Source organism: Microbulbifer mixtoriginis (SeqCode) (assembly GCF_052467235.1).
Map to the genome: position 1 here is coordinate 1,354,469 of NZ_CP174305.1, position 25,163 is coordinate 1,379,631.

Sequence of the window (25,163 nt, forward strand, 5' to 3'; positions counted from 1 at the left end):
GGCAAAAAAAAGCTTTTTAGCTAAACCTGATTTCTCTAAGGAGTAACTGATGAACAGGTATACCCCAATTGCCGCTGGCGTAATTATGGCTATCGCAACCAGTGGAGCCATGGCCAACACCTACATCCTTTTCCAGAACGGTGCTGGAAACATGGCCACAGGTGACCAAAGTGATCCAACTGTAACAGACAGCCTTATTAGCCAAGTTCAAATAGGTGACAACAACTACGTAAATGCCGAACAAGAAAATAATACAAATGACAGTTCGATCGAACAAGCACAACTCGGCAACAACAATACAGCTGAGTCATATCAAAATAATGCTTCTTTTACAGATGCCGTTATTACTCAGGCCGATGATAACCATCATGCCTACACACACCAACAAAATGCTGTCAGTTCATCTGCCGAAATTACCCAAAGTGGTTTTGGGGCTCAACATGCGCAGGTTTATCAACACTCTGTTTCAGGAAGTACTGTAGTTGTCACCCAGGAAGGTGGACCTAACCAAGCTACAGTCAACCAGCTGAGCAGCAACGCAAACTCTGTTACCGCCACTCAGGAAGGAGGTGACTTTGGAAATAACGTAATATCCACACTACAGGAGAATGGTGATTTTAACTCTATAGAAGCCGCGCAAAGGGGCGGCTTTAATGAAGCTATCGTTTCACAGGCTTCTGGTTTTGGTAATATTTCACTCTCCTACCAGGAAGGTAGAAGTAACCAAATCTACGTCACACAGCCAGGTGACAGTAACTTAAGTGATATTACACAACTTTGGGAGGGCAACGTAGCCGTACACTACCAATCAGGTGATGGAAATGTGGCTACCACTGAACAATTAACTATTGAGAATTATGCTGAAGTGTATCAACCTGGCAACGAAAATGTATCTACCATTTCACAATCAGGCGGAAACTTTAATCAAACATATATAAGCCAGATCGGAAACTCAAATATGTTTGATGCGACACAGATAGGAAATTCTAATTATATATCTGTAACACAATTATCAGATGGTAACATGATTTCTCCAACACAAATTGGAGATAACAACGTATTTATGCTTGTTCAATAATACAAGCTTAGTTATCTGCAGCAAAGCTGACCCAAATAGGGTTAGCTTTGTTGACTTACAATTGGCTAGACTACGCCCCAATATGTCAAGTTGGAATACTACCCAAAACAGCCGAGAAGATATCAACTAAATGACAGCTAGTTATATTTTCTCAAAGTTCTAACCGGTATTCGATATTCACAAAGCGACATACTGACCAAAGAAATTTATAAATTGGAGTATTTTCTGTATTGATTATTTTCAATTAAACAGCATTAAGTTTCTTTTTGTAAGAAAAATCTCGCCCGCAAGAGTATTTTATACTGTAGTATTTTTAGCTGGAAAAATATTTTCAACTAAACCTGATTTATCTAAGGAGTAACTGATGAACAGGTATACCCCCATTGCCACTGGCGTAATTATGGCTATCGCGACCAGTGGAGTCATAGCCGCGAACAACACCTACATCCTCATACAAAATGGCGCTGGGAATATGGCTACCGGTGACCAAAGTGACCCTAGCGTAACCGATAGTGTTATTTTTCAGGCTCAAATAGGTAACCACAACTACGCAACTGCGGAACAAGAGAGCAATACTCAAGATAGTAGGATCGAGCAAGGGCAACTAGGCAACAATAACATTGTAGAATCAATCCAAAACAATGCTTCCTCCACAAATGTTAGAGTTACTCAGGGTGATGACAACCATTATACCCATACCAAGCAATTAAATACCGACTTTTCAGGAATAGGAATTACCCAAAGTGGTTTTGGGCCTCAACATGCTCAGGTTTATCAAAATTCGGTTTCAGGAAGTACTGTAATTATCACCCAGGAAGGTGGTCCGAACCAAGCTACAGTCAACCAGTTGAGCAGTAACGAAAACTCTGTCACCACCACTCAGGAAGGGGGTTTCTTTGGAAATAACGTAATATCTGCGCTACAGGAAAATGGTGATTTTAACTCTATAGATGCTTCGCAAAGGGGTGGCTTTAATGAAGCCATCGTTTCACAGGCATCTGGTTTTGGCAATATTTCTCTCTCTTATCAGGAAGGGAGAAGCAACGAAGTTTATGTCACTCAGCCAGGAGACAACAACTTAAGTGATATCACACAACTCTGGGAGGGTAATTTAGCCATTCACTATCAGTCCGGCAATGGAAACGTGGCCATGACTGAACAGCTAACTATTGAGAATTTGGCTGAAGTATATCAACCTGGCAACGATAACATATCATATATATCTCAATCTGGCGGAAACTTTAATCAAACATATATAAGCCAGACCGGAAACTCAAATATGTTTGATGCGACACAGATAGGGAATTCTAATTATATATCTGTAACACAATTATCAAATGGTAACATGATTTCGCCAACACAAATTGGAGATAACAACGTATTTATGCTTATTCAATAATATAAGCCTAATTACTTGCAGCAAAGCTGACCCAAATCTGGTCAGCTTTGTTCACTCACATCTGTCTGGGCAAGGACAATATCCTACTAGGTTAAACTGGAATACTATCCTAAACGACCGAGAAACCATCAACTTAATGACAGCTAAGTTTTGTTTCCTGAAAAGCACTAGCCGGTATTCGACATTTATGAAGCGACATATTTATTGGAAAATATTTCTGGCTCAACCTAACGTCCCCAAGGAGTAATTCATGAACAAGTATATCTCCATTGCTGCTGGCATAATTGTGGCAATCGGTGCTAGTGATGCCATAGCCGACACCTACATAATTTTCCAGAATGGCACTGGAAATATGTCCACGGCCCTAAATAGAAATACTCCAGAAGCAGACGGCTATCTTAGACAAGCTCAAATTGGAGATAATAATTCCGCATTTACCGCACAAGATAGAAGCATGAACAACTTATCGATTAAACAGACACAACTTGGCAACCACAATTCTGCAAGATCAGTTCAACTCATAATCTCCTTTGTTGATTCTGTTATTACCCAGATAGGTGATAATCATTTCGCTGAAAGTGTACAACGACAAGTCGTTAGCTCATCCACTGAAATTACTCAAAGCGGTTTTGGAAATCAAGATACATTTATTTTTCAATTTGGAGCCTCGAGAAGTACTTCAGTAGTAACCCAAAAAGGAGGCTCTAACCAAGCTACGGTTAACCAATTAGGTTTTAACGCAAACTCTATCACCATCAGCCAAGAAGGATGGGGTTCTGGGAATAATACTTTAGCCGCGTTTCAGTCAGCAGTTAACTTCAACTCTATAGAAGCAACTCAAAGAGGCAGCTCTAATCTGACTGCCGTTTCTCAGATATTTTCATCCGGTGATAAATCTATTTCCCACCAAGAAGGCAGAAATAACGATGCTGAGGTTTCGCATGTTGGCGGTGAAAACAATTTAAGCGAAATAACACAGCTGTCGGATGGCAATAAAGCTAACCATATCCAAATAGGAAACGGAAATATAGCTACAACTGTACAGTTAACCATGAACAACCATACTTCACTCAACCAGAGTGGCAACAACAATATATCAAACATTTCTCAATCAGGTGGAAATTTGAATGAAACTTATATAGGCCAGATGGGGAACTCTAATATATTCAATGCTACACAAACAGGAAACTATAACTATATTTCTGTAACACAACTTACAGATAGCAACATGCTTTCGCCAACGCAAATTGGAGATAAGAACGTATTTATGCTTGTTCAATAATACAGGCCTAATTACTTGCAGCAATTCTGACCAAAATTGGGTCAGCTTTGTTCACTCACATCTGTTTTGGCAAGGATAATTTTCTAATAGATTAAACTGGAATACTATCCTAAACGACCGAGAAACCATCAACTTAATGACAAGTAAGTTTTTCCTGCAAAGCTCTAGCCGGTATTCGACATTTATGAAGCGACATATTTATTGAAAAATTTTTCTGGCTCAACCCAACTTCTCTAAGGAGTAACTGATGAACAGGTATATCTCCATTGCCGCTGGCGTAATTGTGGCAATCGTTGCCAGTGAAGCCATAGCTAACACCTACGTCCTTTTCCAGAACGGTATTGGAAATATGTCCATGGGCATCCTAGAAAATCCAGAAGATTCAAATAGTCATATCAAACAAATTCAAATTGGTGACAATAACTACGTAGACATCATACAAGCAAGAAATATGGGCGATATCTCGATCAAACAGACACAGCGCGGCAACAACAATACTGCGATATCACTTCAAGGAACAAACCTCTTTAATGATTCTATTATTACCCAGTCAGGGGACAATCATTATGCCGAAAGCTTTCAACAACTAAACATCAGTTCATCTACCGAAATTAATCAAAGTGGTTTCGGGGCTCAATATGCCCTAATTTTTCAAATGGGAGCTTCAAGAAGTACTGCAGTAGTAACCCAAAAAGGAGGCTCTAACCAAGCTACGGTTAACCAATTAGGTTTTAATGCAAACTCTATTACCATCAACCAAGAAGGATGGGGTTCAGGGAATAATGCTTTAGCCGCGTTTCAGTCAGCAGTTAACTTTAACTCTATAGAAGCAACTCAAAGAGGCAGCTCTAATCTGACTGCCGTTTCGCAGATATTTTCATCCGGTGATAAATCTATTTCCCACCAGGAAGGCAGAAATAACGATGCTGAAGTTTCGCATATTGGCGGTGAAAACAATTTAAGCGAAATAACACAGCTATCGGATGGCAATAAAGCTAACCATATCCAAATAGGAAACCGAAATATAGCTACAACTGTACAGTTAACCATGAATAACCATACTTCACTCAACCAGAGTGGCAACAATAATATATCAGGCATTTCTCAATCAGGCGGAAATTTGAATGAAACTTATATAGATCAGATGGGAAACTCTAATATATTCAATGCCACACAGCTAGGAAACTATAACTATATTTCTGTAACACAACTTACAGATGGCAATATGCTTTCGCCAACACAAATTGGAGATAACAACGTATTTATGCTAGTTCAATAATACAAGCCTAATTACTTATAGCAAAGCCGGCCCAAGCCGGGGCGGCTTTGCCCACAACAATTAAAAAGAAAAAGACAACATCCAAAAAAAAATAAATTCACCCAATACACAGACATCAATCCGAACCAACATACCCAAAATAGAAAACGCAACAGGGGAGAGCAATTAATCACAAGCTCAATTACCTGCGGATATTATTTTAGCACCTCACAAAATAGACACACCTAAAAATTGATAATTTAACTGACTTTTTAACAGGCGTCGCTGGCACCTACTGAGAAAAACCTCCTATAGCTAATGCACGCAAATCAAGAAGCAACCATCCAACCATTTTTAGTAACCAAATAACCTCTAATCTAAAACCCTCTCTGCATCGGCATTTAAGCCATCACCTCAGCATAAAACACACTTTCTTCCTAAACTATCGAAACTTATCTCCTATAGCTGTTTTACTTTTTCAATACAAGACTCTACTCAGCATCAAGCTGATATACATGAGTGTGACATGAATTTTTCCAGACTCAAAAAAGGAAAGGATTACCCATCGACCAATCAGGTAAGCCCCTCAGAGGCTTTTCCTTTGCCAGGAAAAAACTTCCACACCTCTTTTTGATGCTGCTTTGATATTTTCTCCAGCATAAGTTTCAACTTAAATCTAATTTCTCTAAGGAGCATCCAATGAAAAAATATACCCCAATTGCAGCAGGCGTATTAATGGCTCTTGCCACCAGTGGCGCCATGGCCAACACTGTGATTTTAAATCAGAATGGTGTAGGCAATATTGCCATGCCAGTTCAAGAAGCGACTGTCACCAATGGCACTATTATCATTGATCAAACTGGAGATTTTAACGAATCTTATCCTGAGCAAACAAATAATACTAGTAACAGTCTTATTAGCCACACCCAAGTCGGCAATATGAATAAGGCATGGTCGCAACAGGATAACACCTCTGGTTCATTTGCACTTATTAACCAAGTGGACAACAATCACGAAGCCACCACCACCCAACTCTCCTCTAGTCTTTCTGGTGCATCAATCTTTCAAAGTGGCTTTGCACCGCAACAAGCATTTGTTAACCAGACCCTCGTGGTTGGAAACTTTGCAACGGTCAATCAGGAAAAAGGCCCTAACTTTGCATCCGTGAACCAATTTGGTGGTGTTGCTAATAGCACTACTGTCACTCAAACCGGTGGCAATGTTGGCGGTAACGGTGTAACTGCGATACAGAGTCTCGGTAGCTTCAATACCATAAATGCCACTCAATATGGCGGTTTAAATGGTGCATTAGTTTCACAGATAGGTGGCTCCGGCAATACTTCCCTGTCAGATCAAATGGGAAGAGGAAACCAGATTAACGCTGCACAGTCAGGCAATGGCAACACGAGTGTAGTCTGGCAGGAATGGGAGTACAATATAGCTATTGTAAATCAGTCAGGAAATAATAACTTCTCTTTCACTGAACAGCTGACTATAGATAACTTTGCTGCAACCGTTCAGTCCGGTGATAATAACATATCCGCCATTTCTCAATTTGGTGGCAACATGAATACAACCTTCATTACTCAAAGCGGAAGCAATAACTTCTTTGATGCAACTCAAATCGGTAACTCAAACCTAATTTCAGTAGTACAGCTAACCGATGGCAATGTGCTTGCACCCACCCAGATTGGTGATGGCAATGTCTTTATGCTGGTCCAGTAATATCATCTTCTAAAATCCAATAGAGCTGGCCTTAATGGGCCAGCTTTTTCATCACTAGCCCACTCAAATGATAAAGACGCATATTAGATTATCGCTTTGCTATTCGTAGACCGGCCCGATAATTCTCTGCTTGTAAATTATAAAGTACTTAAATACCAACGGTAGTAGAATATAAACTTTCTTCTTAGATGAATGAGATTAATCTCTCATTGTGAATAAGCACTACTCCTCCAAAATTAGACTAATGGAATACGGATATTCATAAGGTATATGTAACTATTAATGATTTAAAGAGGATTACCTTCTTCTTTATATCCATAGAAAACCTTGAGTAATCTCTCCTACGCTAAGGACAGCAACTTTTACGAAAGTTTTCGATGCTGTTTAGATATCATCCCTAAGGCAAATATTTTTCAAGCTAGGGACGATATCATAAAGGAGTGACTAATGAATATTTACAACCCCATTTTTGCAGGAATAACCATAGCTCTTGCTGCGAGTAACAGCATAGCCAATACCGTCATTCTAAATCAGAATGGTGTTGGAAACCTGGCGGCACCAGTTCAAGATGCCTCTGTAATCGACGGCACTATCATTATCAATCAGGTTGGAGACTTTAATGAGTCCTATCCTGAGCAAATTAACAACACCAACTCTAGCGCGATTAGCCACACTCAATCTGGTGATATGAATAAAGCTGAATCACAACAAAAAAATACATCGAACTCATTTTCCCTTATTGATCAAGTGGGCAACAATCACGAAGCCACTTCTGTTCAAATTTCAACACTTGATTCAGGTTCCACCATCCATCAAAGCGGCCCCGTGGCACAAATTGCAGTTATCCACCAGAGTAACGTCACCTCAAGTTCTGCTACGGTAAATCAAGATAGCGGTCACAATTTTGCCTCAGTAAATCAGTTTAATGGCACTTCTAACACTGCTTTTTTCAACCAGGTAGGAGGAGATATTGGCGAGAATACTCTTACGACCTTACAAGTAAATGGTGATTTCAACACTATCGTTGCCGATCAAGATGGTGGCTTGCATAGCTTATCCATCTCGCAAGTAGGCGGATCAAATAATATGTCTCTCTCACAACAGAGAGGGCGGGGAAACCAATTTAGCGTCGCACAGTCAGGTGATAACAACACTAGTGAAATTTTACAGACGTGGGAGAATAATATAGCTTTTGTCAACCAGTCGGGAAATAGCAACTTCCTGATTGTTGAACAACTATCGATCGATAACTTTTCTGTAACTGTCCAATCAGGTGATATGAATATTTCTACTATTACCCAGTCAGGCGGCAACATGAATACTTATCTTATAACCCAGAGCGGCGATTCCAACGCATTTAGAGCAACACAGACTGGAAATTTCAACTTAATATCTGTGGTACAGGAAAATAATGGCAGCGTAATGGAAGTTCACCAGATCGGCAACGGTAATATTTTTACCTTCCCGTAAACATTTTACTTAAAGAAGTTAAAGCTGGCCCCAGGCCAGTTTTATCAAAAATCAGTAAAAATTATCTGTAAACCAACTCAACAAATCAAAAATTCTTTATTTACCATCACCAATTAACTTGGTTTCGGATAAATAGAGTAATTAGTTAGAGGAGGCTCATCTGTTAGAGCTTACATCTCACCCGATCAAGCGAAGGACACTGATGAGTTAATACCAACTGAGCAAGAAGGAACAATATCAAATTTACAGCCTGAGAAAGTCGGACGCTCTCGAAAAGCATTTGCATAATTCTTGGAGAAGCATCCCTAATTGATCAGTCGAAAGATGTATGTAATACAGGCTTTTAAAGGTACGCCGAGCATACGGGATAGAATGTTACGAATGAGCTTTTATAGGCTGCAGATGATCTTCCTACAGCATAAGAAAATTGCAGTTATTACTTGAAGCCGAGAGATGTATCTTATGCTAAAAATAATACGACTTGTTTTTCATTATAAAGATAACAATTTCGTTGTATTTCTATGACCATATTGTAAGTCACCCTTCCCACAACTTGGATTTGATGTCTCTAAGGAGTAATCCATGAAGAAATATACCTCGATTACAGCTGGAATATTAATAGCCTATTCCTCAAGTGGTGCACTGGCATCTAATAATATATTTCTCAATCAGAATGGTAACGGGAACCTAGCCTTTCCATTTCAAGACCCAACAGTAAACTTCAATACCATTATCATCGATCAGAATGGTGATTTTAATGAATCCTCTTCCCAACAAACAAATCACAGCAACAATAGCGTTATTAGCCATAGACAGACAGGCAATATGAATAAGGCAGAGTCCTCACAGGATAATGCCCTTAATTCATTTGGCGTGATCCGACAAATTGACAACAAGCACGAAGCCGTCACAAGCCAAGCATCTGTCAATAATTCAGCCGCTGAAATTTTTCAAAGTGGCTTTGCACCGCAGTTAGCAACAATAAATCAAACGAACACCAACTCAAGTTTTGCAACCATAACTCAAAGTAAAGGTTCCAATATTGCTCACATAAATCAGACTGACGGAATCACAAACTTTGCAACTATTACTCAAACAGGAGGTACTCTTGGCGGAAATACCTTAACCGCTGTACAGGTACTCAGTAATTTAAATACAATCAATGCCACCCAATACGGCGGCATGAACAGCGCATTAATCTCTCAAGTTGGAGGCTCAAATAATACTTCTCACTCCAATCAACAAGGCAGGAGTAACCAGATTCACGTTGTTCAACCTGGAAGTAACAATGTGAGCGATATTATACAGGAATGGGAAAACAATATAGCTATTGTCGACCAAACAGGAAATAACAATCACTCTGTTACCAAGCAGTTAACCATAGATAATTACGCGGCAACCGACCAATCCGGTAATATGAATATGTCAAGCATATCTCAGTCCGGTGGCAACATGAATACAACGCTTATTACTCAAAGTGGTAGCAGTAATATATTTGAGGCGACACAGATTGGCAATTCCAACCTTATTTCTGTAGTACAGCAAACTAACGGTAATAACATTGCGCCCACTCAAATTGGTGACGGCAATGTCTTTATGCTTGTTCAATAAAACAAGTGAAACAACTAAAAGCTGGCCTAGAACGGGCCAGCTTTTAAGCAGACATCAAACTCATTCCACTCTTCTTTTTTGAAGATCCTAAATCCCTCTCTCCTCTATAAAAGTAAAATTCACAAATCAAAGTACCCAACGCCAATAGCCTTTTTTCCCAACCAGCTAGGCTAAAGTTAAATCAGCAAGCTACTACCTTCAAAATGGTGAACGTATAGCTAGTCCAGAAACACACTGAACCAAAATGGGTACAGCAGTAAACAGGAGTTGAAAGTGAGGAAGTTTCCAGTTCTGTCGCTGGCATTAATGATATCTTATGGCGGACTTACACATGCAGCGGGGAATTCAACGTCATTAGAACAAAGTGGCAATAACAATCAGGTGTTGATTGATCAATCTGATAATAGTGCTATCGACAACAGCATAGAAATTGCTCAGAACGGCAACCTCAATAATGTAGAGTCTGTCCAGACCAATGTAACCGACAGCCTGATACACCAAGTTCAAGAGGGAAAACTCAATGACGTTTACAGCTTGCAAATGGGGGGCTTCGGTAATAATGCTCTGATTTACCAAGTTGGTATGGATAACCGTGCCAATACCTACCAAATTGCTACTCAAAATAGCCAAGCAACCATTCGCCAAAATGGCGCTGGGAATGAAGCAGAGATTCATCAACACTTGGGAAGTGATAACATTTCTGTTATTGAGCAAATTGGTAATGTCCATGGCGCTTTAGTTGGACAGTATGCCAGCTTCAATGCTGAAGCTTATATATTCCAAGATGGTTCTTATCACGAGGCCATAATTAGACAAGAGGGCACCGGACACTATGCCAGTATCTCTCAATCTGGTATTTCTCACACCGCAGAAATAACCCAGGCCGATATGCACAATGAGGCTGATATTGTCCAAAGGGGAGAAAGCAACTACAGTACGATTGTTCAAGTCTCCTGGTATAACAGTGCGTTTGTGACTCAAGATGGCTACATGAACCGGGCAACGATTATGCAGTCAGGGGGTGGTGCCATGGGTGGAGGCCATTTGGTTGTGGTCAATCAATCTGGTGGTATGAATACGGCTACAGTTATTCAGAGCGGATTCTCTGAATCTGCAAATATTACCCAAACCGGCTACGGCAACACAGCTATAGTACATCAGTAAACATTGCTCCCCCTACAAATGCCAAAGATCAGGAACGATCTTTGGCATTTGTAATTATTTACTTACCCCCAATAAACCCCTCCCCCTGAGCACTTGTATGTATTCCCCATTAAAAGCAAATTTCATTGTTAATTTTTTTATCATTATTTCCGACTAAAACTTATCTCCCAGGTAAATGAAACTTCTATCCTATGGCTTTTCTTAGTCACTGAAGCAACAATAATATAGACGGAACGAACTTATGGACTCCTAAGCAGTAACAGGGATGCCAATCAGAATGAACCAGCTATTTCCTATCTTTGATTTCCCTTCGATTCTACCTTTTTGCACAGGCACTTACAGCGAGTGTATATCTGAGTAATTTATAGTTTGCCGCTAAATACCGTCTAGCGAATTACTGCAAAATACTTGGGTGAATTACGCTGTGCTTACGCTCAGCCGGTAGATACTGAACCCCAACCGCGATGCTCTTTTCTAGTAGTAATGGAGATACTCATGAAGACTTTAACCCCAATCGCTGCCGCTATTGCTTTTGTAATCAGCGGTGCAGCCATAGCCGATAACAATACCGCTTACCAGGATCAAAACGGTATGGGCCAACTCGGTTATATTGATCAGGCCGGCCCCGGTAGCCATCATAACCTGGCTGATCAGGAACAACACGGGGGATACAATACAGCGGTTAGTATCCAGATTCATGAACACCACAGCACGGTTCTTCAATATCAGGATGGCTACAGTAATTATGCCAATGCCTTTCAAAATGGGGGATCTGGCAACACCGCTGTGAGTGAACAATTGGGTATCGACAATAGTTCCTTAACTTTCCAGTTTGATGAGCACCATAGCTTCTCCTACCATGCTCAGGAAGGCCACGGAAATACCGCCTGGACTTATCAACAGTCTGGCGCTAATAACCAAGCGACCATTTTACAAAACGGCGACTACGGCTATGCCACTGTTACTCAAGTAGGCAGCTATGGCAGTGAAGCCATGCTCTCACAGGTTGGCGAAATGAATCGAGCTGATGCTCTTCAAGTTGGTGAAGGCCATAAGGCTCACTTGATTCAGGCAGGTGGTGGACACAACGATCTTGATTCCCGTCAGATCGGCCATAACCATGAAGCCTATATGTATCAAGATGGCTGGTATAACGAAGCGGATATTTCTCAGGCCGGAAGCCACCACTTCGGTAAAACCATGCAGGTTGGCTATGGCAATGATGTCTATGTAGGCCAAATAGGCGAAAACCACTATGCAGAAGTCACTCAGATTGGTTCACATAACAACAGCTTAGTAGCCCAATTTGGCTACAATGAAACCGCCAAAGTTCACCAACATGGCGACAGTAACAACAGTTTCGTTCACCAGTAAAAACTGCTCCTGCCCCAAAGAAAAAAGGCGGCCTCTGGCCGCCCTTTTTCTTACTAAGAGATCTTTTTATAGATGCTCTACAGTATCGATTTCATATTCCACCGTGCCGGAAGGCGTGTGCACAACAACGACTTCCCCCACTTCTTTACCAATCAGTGCGCGGGCAATCGGCGAGTTCACTGAGATTTTTTGTTTTTTCACATCCGCTTCATCGTCACCCACGATTTTATAAGTCACTTCAGCATCGTCATCCAGGTGAATAATCGTTACCGTGGTGCCAAAAATTACCTTATCGCTGGGCTCAATCGACTTCACATCGATCACTTGGGCGTGAGACAGCTTGGCTTCAATCTCTTGAATACGCCCCTCAATAAAGCCCTGCTTTTCCCGCGCCGCATGGTATTCGGCATTCTCCTTCAAATCACCGTGTTCGCGTGCTTCGGCAATGGCCTCTACCACCGCAGGGCGCTCGACTTTTTTCAGATTATCCAGCTCTGAACGTAGCGCTTCCGCGCCTTCAACGGTCATTGGTACCCGGTTCACTGTGGGACCTCCATTATTGTTACTACGCAACCGGGCCCTGTGTTGCCACAAGGCCCGGTCGGAAATGACGGATTGTTTTTAGATGATTAAGACAGCTTTACCACACGCTGGTGAAGGTCTTGCAGGCGGCGAACCTGTAGCGGCTGCTCCTGACGCATGGCCATCGCCATGGCCTGGGCCGCTGCCAGGGTGGTGGTGTAACACACCTGGTGGTTCTCGGCACTGCGGCGGATATCCGCAGAGTCGCGAATCGCCTGACGACCTTCGGTGGTGTTTACCACCAGTGCAATCTCGTCGTTTTTAATCATATCGACGATATGCGGGCGACCTTCACTCATCTTGTTGACGGTTGTAACGGGAATATCGTTTTCTTGCAAGACCTTGGCGGTGCCACGGCTGGCAATCACCTCGAAGCCCAGCTCCACCAGATCGCGGGCAACGCCCACTGCATCGGCCTTGTCGAAGTCACGAACAGAGATAAATACGCGGCCGGACTCCGGCAGGCGATCGCCAGCGGCAACCAGGCCCTTGTCGAAGGCTTCCGCGAAGGTGGCGCCTACGCCCATCACTTCGCCGGTAGACTTCATCTCTGGGCCAAGAATCGGGTCCACTTTGGGGAACTTATTGAAGGGGAATACAGACTCTTTAACGGAGTAATAGTCCGGAACGATCTCTTCAGTAAAGCCCTGCTCTTTCAGGCTGATACCCGCCTGACAGCGTGCAGCCACTTTCGCCAGTGAAGTGCCGATACACTTGGAGACGAAAGGTACGGTACGGGAAGCGCGCGGGTTCACCTCAATCACGTAGATCTCGCCATCCTGGTAGGCCAGCTGGGTGTTCATCAAGCCAACTACGCCCAGCTCGCGGGCCATGGCTTTCACTTCTTCGCGCATACGGTCCTGCACATCCGCCGGCAGGCTGTAAGGCGGCAGGGAGCAGGCGGAGTCACCGGAGTGAACACCACACTGTTCAATGTGCTGCATAATGGCGCCGATCACTACGTCCTGGCCATCGGATACCGCGTCGATATCCACCTCAATAGCAGCGTTGAGGAAGTGATCCAGCAGTACCGGCGCTTCGTCAGAAACCTGTACCGCTTCTTTCATATAAGTGAGCAGCTCGTCTTCTTTGTAGACGATCTCCATGGCGCGGCCGCCCAGTACGTAAGACGGGCGCACAACCAGCGGGTAGCCCACGTCTTTCGCCGCCTGGATGGCTTCGGAGACAGAGCGCACGATGGCGTTCTTCGGCTGCTTGAGGCCGAGACGCATAATCATCTGCTGGAAACGCTCGCGGTCTTCGGCGCGGTCGATCTGCTCTGGGGTAGTACCGATAATCGGCACACCTTCGTTGGCTAGGTAGCGCGCCAGGTTCAGCGGAGTCTGACCACCGAACTGTACGATCACGCCTTCCGGCTTCTCTTTGGCAACAATTTCCAGCACATCTTCCAGGGTTACCGGCTCGAAGTAGAGGCGGTCGGAAGTGTCGTAGTCGGTAGAAACAGTCTCCGGGTTACAGTTGACCATAATGGTCTCGTAACCGTCTTCGCGCATCGCCAGGGCGGCGTGTACACAGCAGTAGTCGAACTCGATGCCCTGGCCGATACGGTTGGGGCCACCGCCGAGTACCATGATTTTCTTCTTGTCGGACGGCTGCGCTTCGCACTCCTCATCGTAGGTGGAGTACATGTACGCAGTGGAGGTGCTGAACTCAGCGGCACAGGTATCCACGCGCTTGTAAGACGGGAATACACCCAGCTTGTGGCGGAATTCGCGCACAGTCTTCTGGCTCACCCCCAGCAGATCCGCCAGGCGGCGATCGGAGAAGCCTTTGCGCTTGAGGAAGCGCATTTGCTCAGTGGTCAGCGCCGAGGTAGGCAGTGACTTGAGCGGCTCTTCAATTTTGATCAGCTCTTCGATCTGTACCAGGAACCAGGGGTCAATACCGGACAGGTCGTAAACTTCACCGACGCTCATGCCCATACGGAAGGCGTCGCCCACGTACCAGATGCGCTCGGCACCCGGAACAGAGAGTTCACTGCGCAGACGGGTCTCAGCGCCGTCTTTGCTTGGGTCAATTTTACTTTCCAGGCCGAAGCTGCCCACTTCCAGACCGCGCAGGGCTTTCTGCATGGACTCCTGGAAGGTACGGCCGATCGCCATCACTTCACCCACAGACTTCATCTGGGTGGTCAGGCGCGCATCGGCTTCACCGAATTTCTCAAAGGTGAAGCGCGGAATCTTGGTGACAACGTAATCGATAGACGGCTCGAAGGACGCCGGAGTAGCACCGCCGGTGATATCGTTTTGCAGCTCGTCCAGGGTGTAACCCACGGCCAGCTTGGCCGCGACCTTGGCGATCGGGAAGCCGGTGGCCTTGGAGGCCAGTGCGGAGGAGCGGGATACGCGGGGGTTCATCTCGATCACCACCACGCGGCCAGTCTTAGGGCAGACGCCGAACTGTACGTTGGAGCCGCCAGTCTCAACGCCGATCTCGCGCAGTACCGCGATAGAGGCGTTGCGCATCAGCTGGTATTCCTTATCGGTCAGCGTCTGCGCCGGGGCCACGGTGATAGAGTCACCGGTGTGTACGCCCATCGGGTCGAAGTTCTCGATGGAACATACGATGATGCAGTTGTCGTTCTTATCGCGAACCACTTCCATCTCGTACTCTTTCCAGCCGAGCAGGGATTCGTCGATCAACAGTTCGTTGGTGGGGGAGAGGTCGAGACCGCGCTTACAGATCTCTTCAAACTCCGGCCAGTTGTAGGCCACACCGCCACCGGAACCACCCATGGTGAAGGACGGACGGATAATTACCGGGAAGCCGAACTCTTCCGGTACTTTCTTCGCCTCTTCCATGGAGTGGACGATCTTGGCGCGCGGAGTTTCCAGGCCGATCGCCTTCATCGCCTTGTCGAACAGGTCGCGGTCTTCCGCTTTCTCGATAGCGTCTTTGTCCGCACCGATCAACTCGACATTGAATTCCTTCAGGACACCGTGCTTGTCCAGGTCCAAGGCGCAGTTCAATGCAGTCTGGCCACCCATGGTGGGCAGGATGGCGTCAGGGCGCTCCTGCTCGATAATCTTGGCAACGGTGCGCCACTCCACCGGCTCGATGTAAGTGGCATCGGCCATGGCCGGGTCGGTCATGATGGTGGCCGGGTTGGAGTTCACCAGGATCACCCGGTAACCCTCTTCGCGCAGCGCCTTACAGGCCTGGGCGCCGGAGTAGTCAAATTCGCACGCCTGGCCGATCACGATGGGGCCTGCGCCGATAATCAGAATGCTTTGGATATCTGTGCGTTTTGGCATCTTTCTTCCGTTCTACTACCGGCTAAGGCCGGCTGCGCTAAATTTCATTCGTTTCTTGTTAAAACCGCCGCAAAAGCGGCGGTTAATTGCCCGACCCTGGGCGGCTACGCCCTTAGGCGCGCTCTTTCATCAAATCGATAAAGTGGTCGAACAACGGCGCCACATCGTGTGGGCCCGGGCTCGCTTCCGGGTGTCCCTGGAAACTGAAGGCCGGCTTGTCCTTCAGGTGAATACCCTGCAAGGTACCGTCGAACAGGGACTTGTGGGTGACTTCCACATTGTCCGGCAGGCTGTCGGCGTCCACTTCGAAACCGTGGTTCTGCGCGGTGATCATCACCTTGGTGCTGTTCAGGTCTTGTACCGGGTGGTTACCACCGTGGTGACCGAACTTCATCTTGGCAGTTTTACCGCCCACCGCCAGGCCCAACAACTGGTGGCCCAGGCAGATGCCGTAGGTGGGGATGCCAGCGTCCAGGATTTCGCGAATAGCGGTGATCGCGTATTCACAGGGCTCGGGGTCACCGGGGCCATTGGACAGGAATACACCGTTGGGATTCATCGCCAGTACTTCGGAAGCCGGAGTCTCCGCCGGTACTACGGTGATGTCACAGCCGCGATCCACCAGCATGCGCAGGATGTTGCGCTTCACACCGAAGTCGTAAGCCACAACTTTGAAGGGCTGTTCCGGCGCGGCCTTATGGCCTTCGCCCAGTTCCCAGGTACCTTCGCTAAAGGGGTAGGCTTCCTTGGTGCTCACCACCTTGGCCAGGTCCATCCCTTTCAGACCGGCAAATTCCTTGGCCTTGGCCAGGGCTTCTTCGCGGTCGATATTGTCACCGGCAACGATGCAACCGCTCTGTGCACCCTTGTCGCGCAGCAGGCGGGTCAGGCGACGAGTGTCGATATCGGCGATACCAACGATATTACGCTCGCGCAGGTAGTCCTCCAGGGACTGCTCGTTGCGGAAGCTGCTGGCCAGCAGCGGCAGGTCGCGGATTACCAGGCCGGCGGCCCAGATATCAGCGCACTCTTCGTCTTCCTGGTTGGTGCCAGTGTTGCCAATGTGCGGGTAGGTCAGAGTCACAATCTGGCGGGCGTAGGAGGGATCGGTGAGGATCTCCTGGTAGCCGGTCATGGATGTGTTAAACACGACCTCGCCAACAGAACTGCCGAGGGCACCGATTGCGCGTCCTTCAAAGACGCTACCATCAGCGAGCACCAGCAGTGCGGGAGTTGTACTCTGCATAAAGTTGTGGGGCATGAAGGCCTCCGACGTAGGGACAGCTTTAGTCAAATTGAACTCCAATCTTCAGAACTGCTTCCGGGCGGGGTTTGTGGGCTTCGGAGCACGCGGCTCCTGACTGGCGCGCGCATAAAAAAGCGAGATGAAACATCGCAGCTTCATCTCGCTTTAAAAATCTGTTCACGCGCGGCTCTCACATATTGGCCGATGCTTGCCACCGGCTTTTTTTGGTGGGCTCGCGCTGCGCGATTCAGCTTCGCGACACCGGCCCAAATTCGGGCGCAGATTCTACGCGAATTCGCTTCTAGACGCTAGTGCAAAAATACGCCAAACCTGACGAAAAACTTCTCTTTACTCCAGCTTCTGCCCGAGACGAAAGAGGCTATTGCCCATTTTTAGCTCGGCCTTTTCCAGCATGGTTTTGTTCATGCGCAGCGCCACTTCGCCGCCTTTATCGGCAAATTCAATCATGCCGCCAGTTGCGGCAAAGCGCTCGGCATCGCTCACCGTAAGAACCGGGAAGAACTCCACTGTAACCAGTGTCTTTAGGAGGCTCGAGCGGTCCATAGAGCCAAGAACCACAATCTGGCATTTGCGCGCGCGCAGTATATCTTTGAAGCCAATTTTCTCCAGCGCCACCCGGCGCCCATCAATACGCTGATTCTTGAAGCGCAGAGCCAGCTGCTCACCGAGGGAATCCCCTCCCATCAAGCACACCTTAAAGGGGGCACTGTAATTATCAAAAGCGTTGACCGGCCACTGCAGGTTGTAGGCGAAGTGCACGATGTAATCCACCATGACACGCCGCCCCAGGGGGGTATCCGAAAGGTGTACTGCGGCCTGTACCAAGGGAGCAAGCAACAGGCCCAATATCAGGGAAATCGTCAGGAATGAGCGAGTGATAGAAAGTCTGGCAAAGAGTGTCTTCACGGTCATTGATACCCTGGAGTTCACACCTTTTGCCGGCGGAAGGCGCGGTTCCGGCAGAAAGTGTCTATCGGCGGATACCTGGGCAATCAACCACTGCCGAGGCTCGAACGGCGCGCCAGCGAAAAGCCCGGCCACCTTTGAAGGTTAGCCCACCGAGCTTTGCACCGTCGGCGCCCCGTTCACCGTCGATTACTCGGGTACACGGCTATCCAAGTCGGCACTTCCATCCTGGGTTTTTGTTACGGGACGCCATTTGAGCGCCTTCTCGATCGACATAATCATCGCACCGGCCACATCCTTGCGCGTGGCACTCTCAATACCCTCAAGACCGGGGGAGGAGTTCACCTCAAGTAATAACGGCCCTTTACGCGAACGAATAATATCCACACCAGCCACTTTCAACCCGAGCGCTTTAGCCGCTTTAATGGCTATGCGCTTTTCATCTGCTGTGACTTTAACCACCGAAGCGGTGCCGCCCTGGTGAATATTGGCGCGGAACTCTCCCGGCGCCGCCTCTCGCTGGATCGAGGCCACCACGCGGCCATCAATCACAAACAGGCGCAGGTCCTTGCCCTGGGCCTCACGGATAAACTCTTGCACTAGCAAATTGGCTTTAAGTGACTTGAACGCATTAATCACCGATTCGCCGGCTTTGCGGGTTTCCGCCAACACCACTCCGCGCCCCTGAGTTCCCTCCAGCAACTTCACAATCAATGGTGCCCCACCCACCATGTCAATCAACTCGTTGGTATCTACCGGCGAGTTGGCAAAGCCTGAAGTGGGAATACTCAAACCACTCTGCTGTAACAACTGCAGGGAAAATAGCTTATCCCTCGACTGGCTGATCGCGGCAGAGCCATTCAGGGCAAACACATCCAGACTCTCAAAGTGGCGAGTGAGGGCGCAGCCGTAAAAAGTCTGACTGGGGCGAATACGGGGGATAATGGCATCCAGATTGTTGAGAATTCTGCCATCGCGATAATGTACTTCGGGCTCATCCGCATCGAGTTTCATATAACACTGGCGAACATCCAGGAAAGTCATCCGGTGGCCGCGCTCGGCACCGGCTTCCATAATGCGGCGGTTGCTATAAAGATCCGGATTTGAGGCCAACAGCCCGATACGCAAGCCGGTGCCGGCGATATGGTGCTCGTCCCGATAAAATTCATCCAGCTGACTTTTTGGCAGTTCACCCAGACAGAAGCTCTCCGAGGGGTCCACCATCATGCGGCCGAGCATGGCCTCGCGCCCCAACAACATGCGATAGCCCATACTGTCACGGTTGGTCAGGGTCAATTCGATATCCCAGACACTTCCGCCGATGGAAAGCGCGGTACGAATTACCGGACGCCGCTCCGACTCACCAGAGGAGCTGCGTACAAGGCGCTTGTCGAGAATTCGAGCCTCACAGCGCACGGTCGGCCGACGCTGGTGCTGCAATGGATGCGCTTCAAAGCTTACCCAGGGCTCACCATCCCGTTTAAACGTCTGAATATTATATGCGTGCAGGCAAGAAGTCTTAGCCCCGGAGTCCACCCGGGCCTTAACTGCGGGGATACCTAGACCGGGAAACGCACACCATTCTTCACTGCCGACAATCAGCTTTTTTTCCAAACAAAAAATCCTCAAAAAAGTTTTTGATTTACCTAAAGAGTCGAAAACCCGAAGTATTGACTTTCACTATAAAAATAAGGCTCGCCTATCGATCAACCGTATAAATACTGCCTTAGAACTATTGAATAAAGGCCGCCCTTTACCGATTTTTTTGCGTGATCCTATTAATTTAACCCCAGTACATCGCGCATATCGTAGTGGCCCGGCGCGCGTGCCGATTGCTTATTTCCCATCAACCATATCGCTGCGCGTACCGCACCGCGGGCAAAAGAGAGACGGCTGCTGGCGCGGTGACTGATTTCTACGCGCTCCCCTTCAGCCAGGAACATCACAGAGTGCTCACCGACCACATCGCCGCCGCGCACAGTGGCAAAACCGATAGTGTCGCGCTCACGGGCACCTGTCTGGCCCTCGCGGCCATAAATCGCCACTTTCTCCAGATCCCGCCCCAGGGTCTCGGCGACGACTTCTCCCATGCTTAACGCAGTGCCAGAAGGCGCATCCACTTTGTGACGGTGATGCGCTTCAACAATTTCTATATCGGCATCTTCACCCATTACCCGTGCAGCGGTCTCCAATAACTTGAAGCACAAATTTACGCCGGTGGAAAAGTTACTGGCCAGGCACAACGGTACCTTGCCCGCATTAGCCAGCACCTGATTTTTCTGCTCAGAGTCAAAACCGGTTGTGCCAATAACAATGGGGCGTCCGTTGGCTGCACAATAGGCAGAGTTATCCACAGTTGCCTGTGGCGCGGTAAAGTCGATCAGTACATCGAAGTCGGCTTTATCCAGGCTATCGACAATGGCGATGCCGTTGCGCCCGAGGCCCGCAACTTCACCGGCATCTGCCCCCACCAAGCTGGAGCCCGGCCGTACAACTGCCGCGCTGAGCTCAGCCTCATCACTTAAAAGCAGTGCCTCCGCCAAGGCCCTTCCCATACGCCCGCCAAACCCGGTGATCGCTACTCTTACTGCCACATCAACACTCCTGTCTACGCCCAATATTGCTGCGAATCTTACCCCGCCCTACCAGAAAGCAGCTACAAAAACTCAATCTTAAAAAGTGATCATTTTTGGGGACCAAACTGACCATAAAACTTCCAGCCATAGAGGAAATAACAAAACATATTTTTATTACCAACTAACTGAAATTGAGTGAAAGCAATGACAAATCACGATGCTAGGCTTAAGCCAGAGGGGTAAATGGAGCGCCAACATGCGACTAATGATTCGATCAAACCACCTGCCACATTTATTGGTGGTGGTTATTTCTTTAACCCTGGCCTTTGGCAGTGCGCCCGTATCCGCACAACAGCAAACTACAAACCCCGACTTCTGGGAGAAATATGACGACATTACAGATTGGGTGACGCTGCGTCTGCAGCTCACCCCTGGCCAGGAAAAAGTAGTACTGCCCATCTTGCAAAAGAGCCTTGCAGAGAAAAAAGCCGTACTGGATCGCTATGGCGTTTTGGACAACCCTAAACTGACCTTAACACCTAAGCAGCGCGGGGAAATCGGTGCGCAATTGGCCGCGATTAGCGCGCAGGCAAACAAAGAACTGGAAGGGATACTAAAAAAACAACAGATGAGGGAGTTAGGTAAGATTCAACACGAATTATTGATGGCACTGGCTGCCCGTCTGAGGGCCCGTTCTGCCCAGGCCAACTAACCCGGCAGAGATACCGGGCCAGTTTTCGCTATTCTTCCTGCTTTTAACTTTTAAAAGAGCTCATCCGTTAAGCAACTATATAAGCCCTAAATTACCGATGGTCGAATAGCGATTGGGGATGCTCGCTTAGCGTTAAAGCTTCATATCCCCAAAGAAGTTTTTCACCCCTTCAAACCAGCCGGTCTGGCGTGGTGCATTTTTCTTTTCGCTCAGGGTATTGGCAAATTCCTGCAGTAACTCTTTCTGTTTACCAGAAAGGTTTACCGGTGTTTCCACTACAACCCGACACAGCAAATCGCCGGTAGCGCCACCGCGCACCGGAGTGACACCTTTACCACGCAGGCGGAACAGCTTGCCAGTTTGACTCTCTGCGGGAATCTTTAGCTTCACCTTACCATCGAGGGTCGGCACTTCCAGTTCGCCCCCCAGTGCTGCGGCAGCAAAACTGATGGGCACTTCGCAATACAAGTTCTTGCCATCGCGCTGGAACAGCTCGTGCTCCTTCACCACCACCTGTACATACAAATCACCAGCGGGCCCGCCATCGGGGCCAGCTTCACCCTCACCGGACAGGCGGATACGATCGCCAGTATCCACGCCAGGCGGAACCTTAACGGACAGAGTCTTGGTCTCTTCAACCCGACCGCGACCGTGGCAGCTGCCACAGGGATCGGAGATAGTGGTACCGCGACCGCGACAGTTGGGGCAGGTTTGCTGAACAGAGAAGAAGCCCTGTTGCATACGCACCTGACCGGCGCCACCACAGGTGCTACAGGTCTGCGGAGAGGAACCAGGCTTGGCGCCTGAACCGTGGCAGGTATTACAGGAAGCGAGCGTTGGCACACGGATCTTGACCGTGGTACCGCGCACTGCGTCTTCCAGGTCCAGTTCCAAGTCGTAACGCAGGTCTGAACCGCGCGCCGGGCCACCCCGACGGCCGCCACCGCCCCCACCGAAAATATCGCCAAATACATCGCCGAAGATATCGGAGAAACCGCCGAAGCCACCGGCGCCGCCACCACCCATTTGCCCTTCTACACCGGCGTGACCAAATTGATCATAAGCCGCGCGTTTCTGCGAATCGGACAGTATCTCGTAAGCCTCGTTGGCTTCCTTGAATTTATTTTCCGCTTCCGCATCATCTGGATTGCGGTCCGGGTGAAACTTCATCGCCACCCGGCGGTAGGCTTTTTTCAGCTCTGCATCCGAAGCGCCGCGCTCGACGCCGAGGACTTCGTAATAATCGCGTTTCGACATAAAACTATGTTCTCTGGTCCGGCATCAAGAACGGCCAAACTCTTTCTACTTCTCAGTTTCTAACCAAGCCCCGCATTGCGGAGCACCACCAAACTGCGAACTCGGTACAAACTTTGATGGATACCTGAAACAACACAGGGCGCGGGGCCTAATAAAGAAGGCGCCGCGCCCCTGAAGTTCTCCGGCGGCCACTTTAAAAGCTGCCACCGGAAATGCAAGCGAACGCTTACTTACCTTCTTTTTTGTCGTCCTTTACTTCTTCGAACTCTGCATCTACCGCATCGTCGCCAGCGGAAGATTGCTGCTGCTCGCCCTGTTGAGCGCCTGCACCAGCGGCACCTTCAGCGCCAGCGGCCTGGGCCTGCTCGGCGTACATCTTCTGTGCAACCGGGCCGGAAGCTTCGGTCAGCTTGGTGGTGGCAGCTTCCATAGCCGCCTTGTCGTTGCCTTTCACCGCCTCTTCCGCTTCTTTGATAGCCGCTTCGATTGCAGACTTCTCCTCAGCGGTGGCTTTGTCGCCAGCTTCTTCCAAGGTTTTCTTGGTGGCAGATATCAAGCCGTCGAGAGTGTTGCGGGTTTGCACCAGCTCCTCGAACTGCTTATCCGCTTCGGCATTCGCCTCTGCGTCTTGAACCATCTTATCGATCTCGTCCTCGGACAGACCGGAGGAAGCCTTGATCACGATGGACTGCTCTTTACCAGTCGCCTTGTCTTTCGCGTGTACATGCAGAATACCGTTGGCATCGATATCGAAAGTTACTTCGATCTGCGGTACACCGCGGGGGGACGGCGGGATATCGGCCAGGTCAAAACGACCTAGGGATTTGTTCTGGGAAGCCTGCTTGCGCTCACCCTGAACCACGTGAATGGTTACCGCAGTCTGGTTATCTTCCGCAGTGGAGAACACCTGGGACTTCTTGGTGGGGATAGTGGTGTTTTTGTCGATCAGCGGAGTCGCAACGCCACCCATGGTTTCGATACCCAGGGTCAGCGGAGTTACGTCCAGCAGCAGTACGTCTTTAACGTCTCCGGACAGAACAGCGCCCTGGATAGCGGCACCCATGGCAACGGCTTCGTCAGGGTTAACGTCTTTGCGCGGCTCTTTGCCGAAGAACTCGGTAACTTTCTGCTGTACCAGCGGCATGCGGGTCTGACCACCAACCAGGATCACTTCGTCTACGCCAGAAGCGGACAGGTCGGCATCTTGCAGAGCAATTTTTACCGGCTCCAGGGAGCGGGTAACCAGATCTTCTACCAGGCTTTCCAGCTTGGCGCGGGTCAGCTTAACCACCAAGTGCTTGGGACCGGTGGCATCTGCAGTGATATACGGCAGGTTGACTTCGGTCTGCTGGCTGGAGGACAGTTCGATCTTGGCTTTTTCTGCAGCTTCTTTCAGGCGCTGCATCGCTAGGGGATCGCCTTTCAGGTCGATGCCCTGGTCTTTCTTGAATTCGTCTGCGAGGTATTCGATCAGGCGCAGGTCGAAATCTTCACCGCCGAGGAAAGTGTCACCGTTGGTGGACAGTACTTCGAACTGCTTCTCACCATCTACGTCGGCAATTTCAATAATGGAGATATCGAAGGTACCACCACCCAGGTCGTATACCGCTACAGTGCGGTCACCGCCCTGCTTGTCCAGGCCGTAGGCCAGAGCAGCAGCAGTCGGCTCGTTGATAATACGTTTAACGTCCAGGCCCGCGATACGGCCGGCGTCTTTGGTGGCCTGGCGCTGGGAGTCGTTAAAGTAAGCCGGTACAGTAATTACTGCAGCGTCAACTTTCTCGCCGAGGAAGTCTTCTGCAGTCTTTTTCATTTTCTTCAGAACTTCGGCAGAGATCTGCGGCGGAGCTTTTTTATCGCCTTTCACTTCTACCCAAGCGTCGCCGTTGTCGGCTTCAGTGATGGTGTAAGGCACCATCTTGATATCTTTCTGTACAACGTCGTCTTTGAATTTACGGCCGATCAAACGCTTAACCGCAAACAGAGTATTCTGGGGATTGGTCACCGCCTGACGCTTGGCAGACTGGCCTACCAGGATTTCGTTGTCGTCAGTGAAGGCAACAATAGAAGGTGTAGTACGATCGCCTTCGGCGTTCTCGATTACACGCGCTTTGTCACCATCCAGTACCGCCACACAGCTGTTGGTGGTACCCAGGTCGATGCCGATAATTTTTCCCATCTGTAAAATCCTCATTTGTTACGCCCTGCCAGCTCTGTTCTGTATGCA

The 25,163-nt window shown here is 48.2% G+C and carries 18 protein-coding genes and 1 pseudogene; 10 read left to right on the forward strand and 9 right to left on the reverse strand.

Annotation, left to right across the window (positions count from 1 at the left end):
• Positions 1–49 precede the first annotated feature (49 nt).
• From ACJJIO_RS06045 to ACJJIO_RS06085, 9 genes are all read left to right on the forward strand, one after another.
• Positions 50–1,078, forward strand: coding sequence for a hypothetical protein (locus ACJJIO_RS06045; protein WP_444910441.1), 1,029 nt, complete (start codon positions 50–52; stop codon positions 1,076–1,078).
• 364 nt (positions 1,079–1,442) lie between these two features.
• Positions 1,443–2,477, forward strand: a complete 1,035-nt coding sequence (locus ACJJIO_RS06050) for a hypothetical protein (RefSeq protein ID WP_444910442.1) — start codon at positions 1,443–1,445, stop codon at positions 2,475–2,477.
• A 250-nt stretch (positions 2,478–2,727) separates the two neighbouring features.
• Positions 2,728–3,759 carry a hypothetical protein gene (locus tag ACJJIO_RS06055; RefSeq protein WP_444910443.1) on the forward strand — a complete coding sequence of 344 codons (1,032 nt, stop codon included), beginning with the start codon at positions 2,728–2,730 and terminating at the stop codon, positions 3,757–3,759.
• Positions 3,760–4,006: 247 nt separating this feature from the next.
• Entirely contained in the window at positions 4,007–5,038 is a 1,032-nt protein-coding gene (locus ACJJIO_RS06060) for a hypothetical protein (RefSeq protein ID WP_444910444.1), read from the forward strand.
• Positions 5,039–5,716: 678 nt separating this feature from the next.
• On the forward strand, positions 5,717–6,742 hold the full coding sequence (locus ACJJIO_RS06065; RefSeq protein WP_444910445.1) for a hypothetical protein: 1,026 nt from the start codon (positions 5,717–5,719) through the stop codon (positions 6,740–6,742).
• A 447-nt stretch (positions 6,743–7,189) separates the two neighbouring features.
• Positions 7,190–8,212, forward strand: coding sequence for a hypothetical protein (locus tag ACJJIO_RS06070; RefSeq protein ID WP_444910446.1), 1,023 nt, complete (start codon positions 7,190–7,192; stop codon positions 8,210–8,212).
• A 582-nt stretch (positions 8,213–8,794) separates the two neighbouring features.
• Positions 8,795–9,823 carry a hypothetical protein gene (locus ACJJIO_RS06075; protein WP_444910447.1) on the forward strand — a complete coding sequence of 343 codons (1,029 nt, stop codon included), beginning with the start codon at positions 8,795–8,797 and terminating at the stop codon, positions 9,821–9,823.
• A gap of 273 nt (positions 9,824–10,096) precedes the next feature.
• Positions 10,097–10,987 carry a hypothetical protein gene (locus ACJJIO_RS06080; protein WP_444910448.1) on the forward strand — a complete coding sequence of 297 codons (891 nt, stop codon included), beginning with the start codon at positions 10,097–10,099 and terminating at the stop codon, positions 10,985–10,987.
• Positions 10,988–11,482: 495 nt separating this feature from the next.
• Complete coding sequence (locus tag ACJJIO_RS06085; protein ID WP_444910449.1) at positions 11,483–12,361, forward strand: hypothetical protein; 879 nt, start codon at positions 11,483–11,485, stop codon at positions 12,359–12,361.
• A 66-nt stretch (positions 12,362–12,427) separates the two neighbouring features.
• Here the strand turns inward: ACJJIO_RS06085 and greA are convergent, their stop codons facing one another.
• The 7 genes and pseudogenes from greA to dapB all read right to left on the reverse strand — a co-directional run bounded on the left by greA (position 12,428) and on the right by dapB (position 20,985).
• Positions 12,428–12,904 carry a transcription elongation factor GreA gene (greA, locus tag ACJJIO_RS06090; protein WP_252083232.1) on the reverse strand — a complete coding sequence of 159 codons (477 nt, stop codon included), beginning with the start codon at positions 12,902–12,904 and terminating at the stop codon, positions 12,428–12,430.
• A gap of 86 nt (positions 12,905–12,990) precedes the next feature.
• Positions 12,991–16,218, reverse strand: a complete 3,228-nt coding sequence (carB, locus tag ACJJIO_RS06095; RefSeq protein WP_444910450.1) for a carbamoyl-phosphate synthase large subunit — start codon at positions 16,216–16,218, stop codon at positions 12,991–12,993.
• Between the two features lie 112 nt (positions 16,219–16,330).
• Positions 16,331–17,479, reverse strand: coding sequence for a glutamine-hydrolyzing carbamoyl-phosphate synthase small subunit (gene carA / locus ACJJIO_RS06100; RefSeq protein WP_444899884.1), 1,149 nt, complete (start codon positions 17,477–17,479; stop codon positions 16,331–16,333).
• 333 nt (positions 17,480–17,812) lie between these two features.
• Positions 17,813–18,526 (reverse strand): YfiR family protein, encoded by a 714-nt coding sequence (locus ACJJIO_RS06105; RefSeq protein WP_444910451.1) that lies wholly within the window; start codon positions 18,524–18,526, stop codon positions 17,813–17,815.
• 54 nt (positions 18,527–18,580) lie between these two features.
• Positions 18,581–19,519: a 30S ribosomal protein S6--L-glutamate ligase gene (gene rimK, locus ACJJIO_RS06110; RefSeq protein WP_444885930.1), complete on the reverse strand. Its 939-nt coding sequence runs from the start codon at positions 19,517–19,519 to the stop codon at positions 18,581–18,583.
• An 84-nt stretch (positions 19,520–19,603) separates the two neighbouring features.
• A pseudogene (locus tag ACJJIO_RS06115) lies at positions 19,604–20,020 on the reverse strand (ATP-dependent zinc protease family protein); the annotation flags it as partial.
• A 149-nt stretch (positions 20,021–20,169) separates the two neighbouring features.
• Positions 20,170–20,985 carry a 4-hydroxy-tetrahydrodipicolinate reductase gene (dapB, locus tag ACJJIO_RS06120; protein ID WP_444910452.1) on the reverse strand — a complete coding sequence of 272 codons (816 nt, stop codon included), beginning with the start codon at positions 20,983–20,985 and terminating at the stop codon, positions 20,170–20,172.
• Between the two features lie 238 nt (positions 20,986–21,223).
• Here dapB and ACJJIO_RS06125 point away from each other — a divergent pair, with 238 nt between their 5' ends.
• Positions 21,224–21,679, forward strand: a complete 456-nt coding sequence (locus ACJJIO_RS06125; protein WP_444910453.1) for a hypothetical protein — start codon at positions 21,224–21,226, stop codon at positions 21,677–21,679.
• Between the two features lie 132 nt (positions 21,680–21,811).
• Here the strand turns inward: ACJJIO_RS06125 and dnaJ are convergent, their stop codons facing one another.
• Positions 21,812–22,936: a molecular chaperone DnaJ gene (gene dnaJ, locus ACJJIO_RS06130; RefSeq protein ID WP_252083238.1), complete on the reverse strand. Its 1,125-nt coding sequence runs from the start codon at positions 22,934–22,936 to the stop codon at positions 21,812–21,814.
• A gap of 226 nt (positions 22,937–23,162) precedes the next feature.
• Positions 23,163–25,115 carry a molecular chaperone DnaK gene (gene dnaK / locus ACJJIO_RS06135; protein WP_252083239.1) on the reverse strand — a complete coding sequence of 651 codons (1,953 nt, stop codon included), beginning with the start codon at positions 25,113–25,115 and terminating at the stop codon, positions 23,163–23,165.
• Positions 25,116–25,163: the final 48 nt, after the last annotated feature.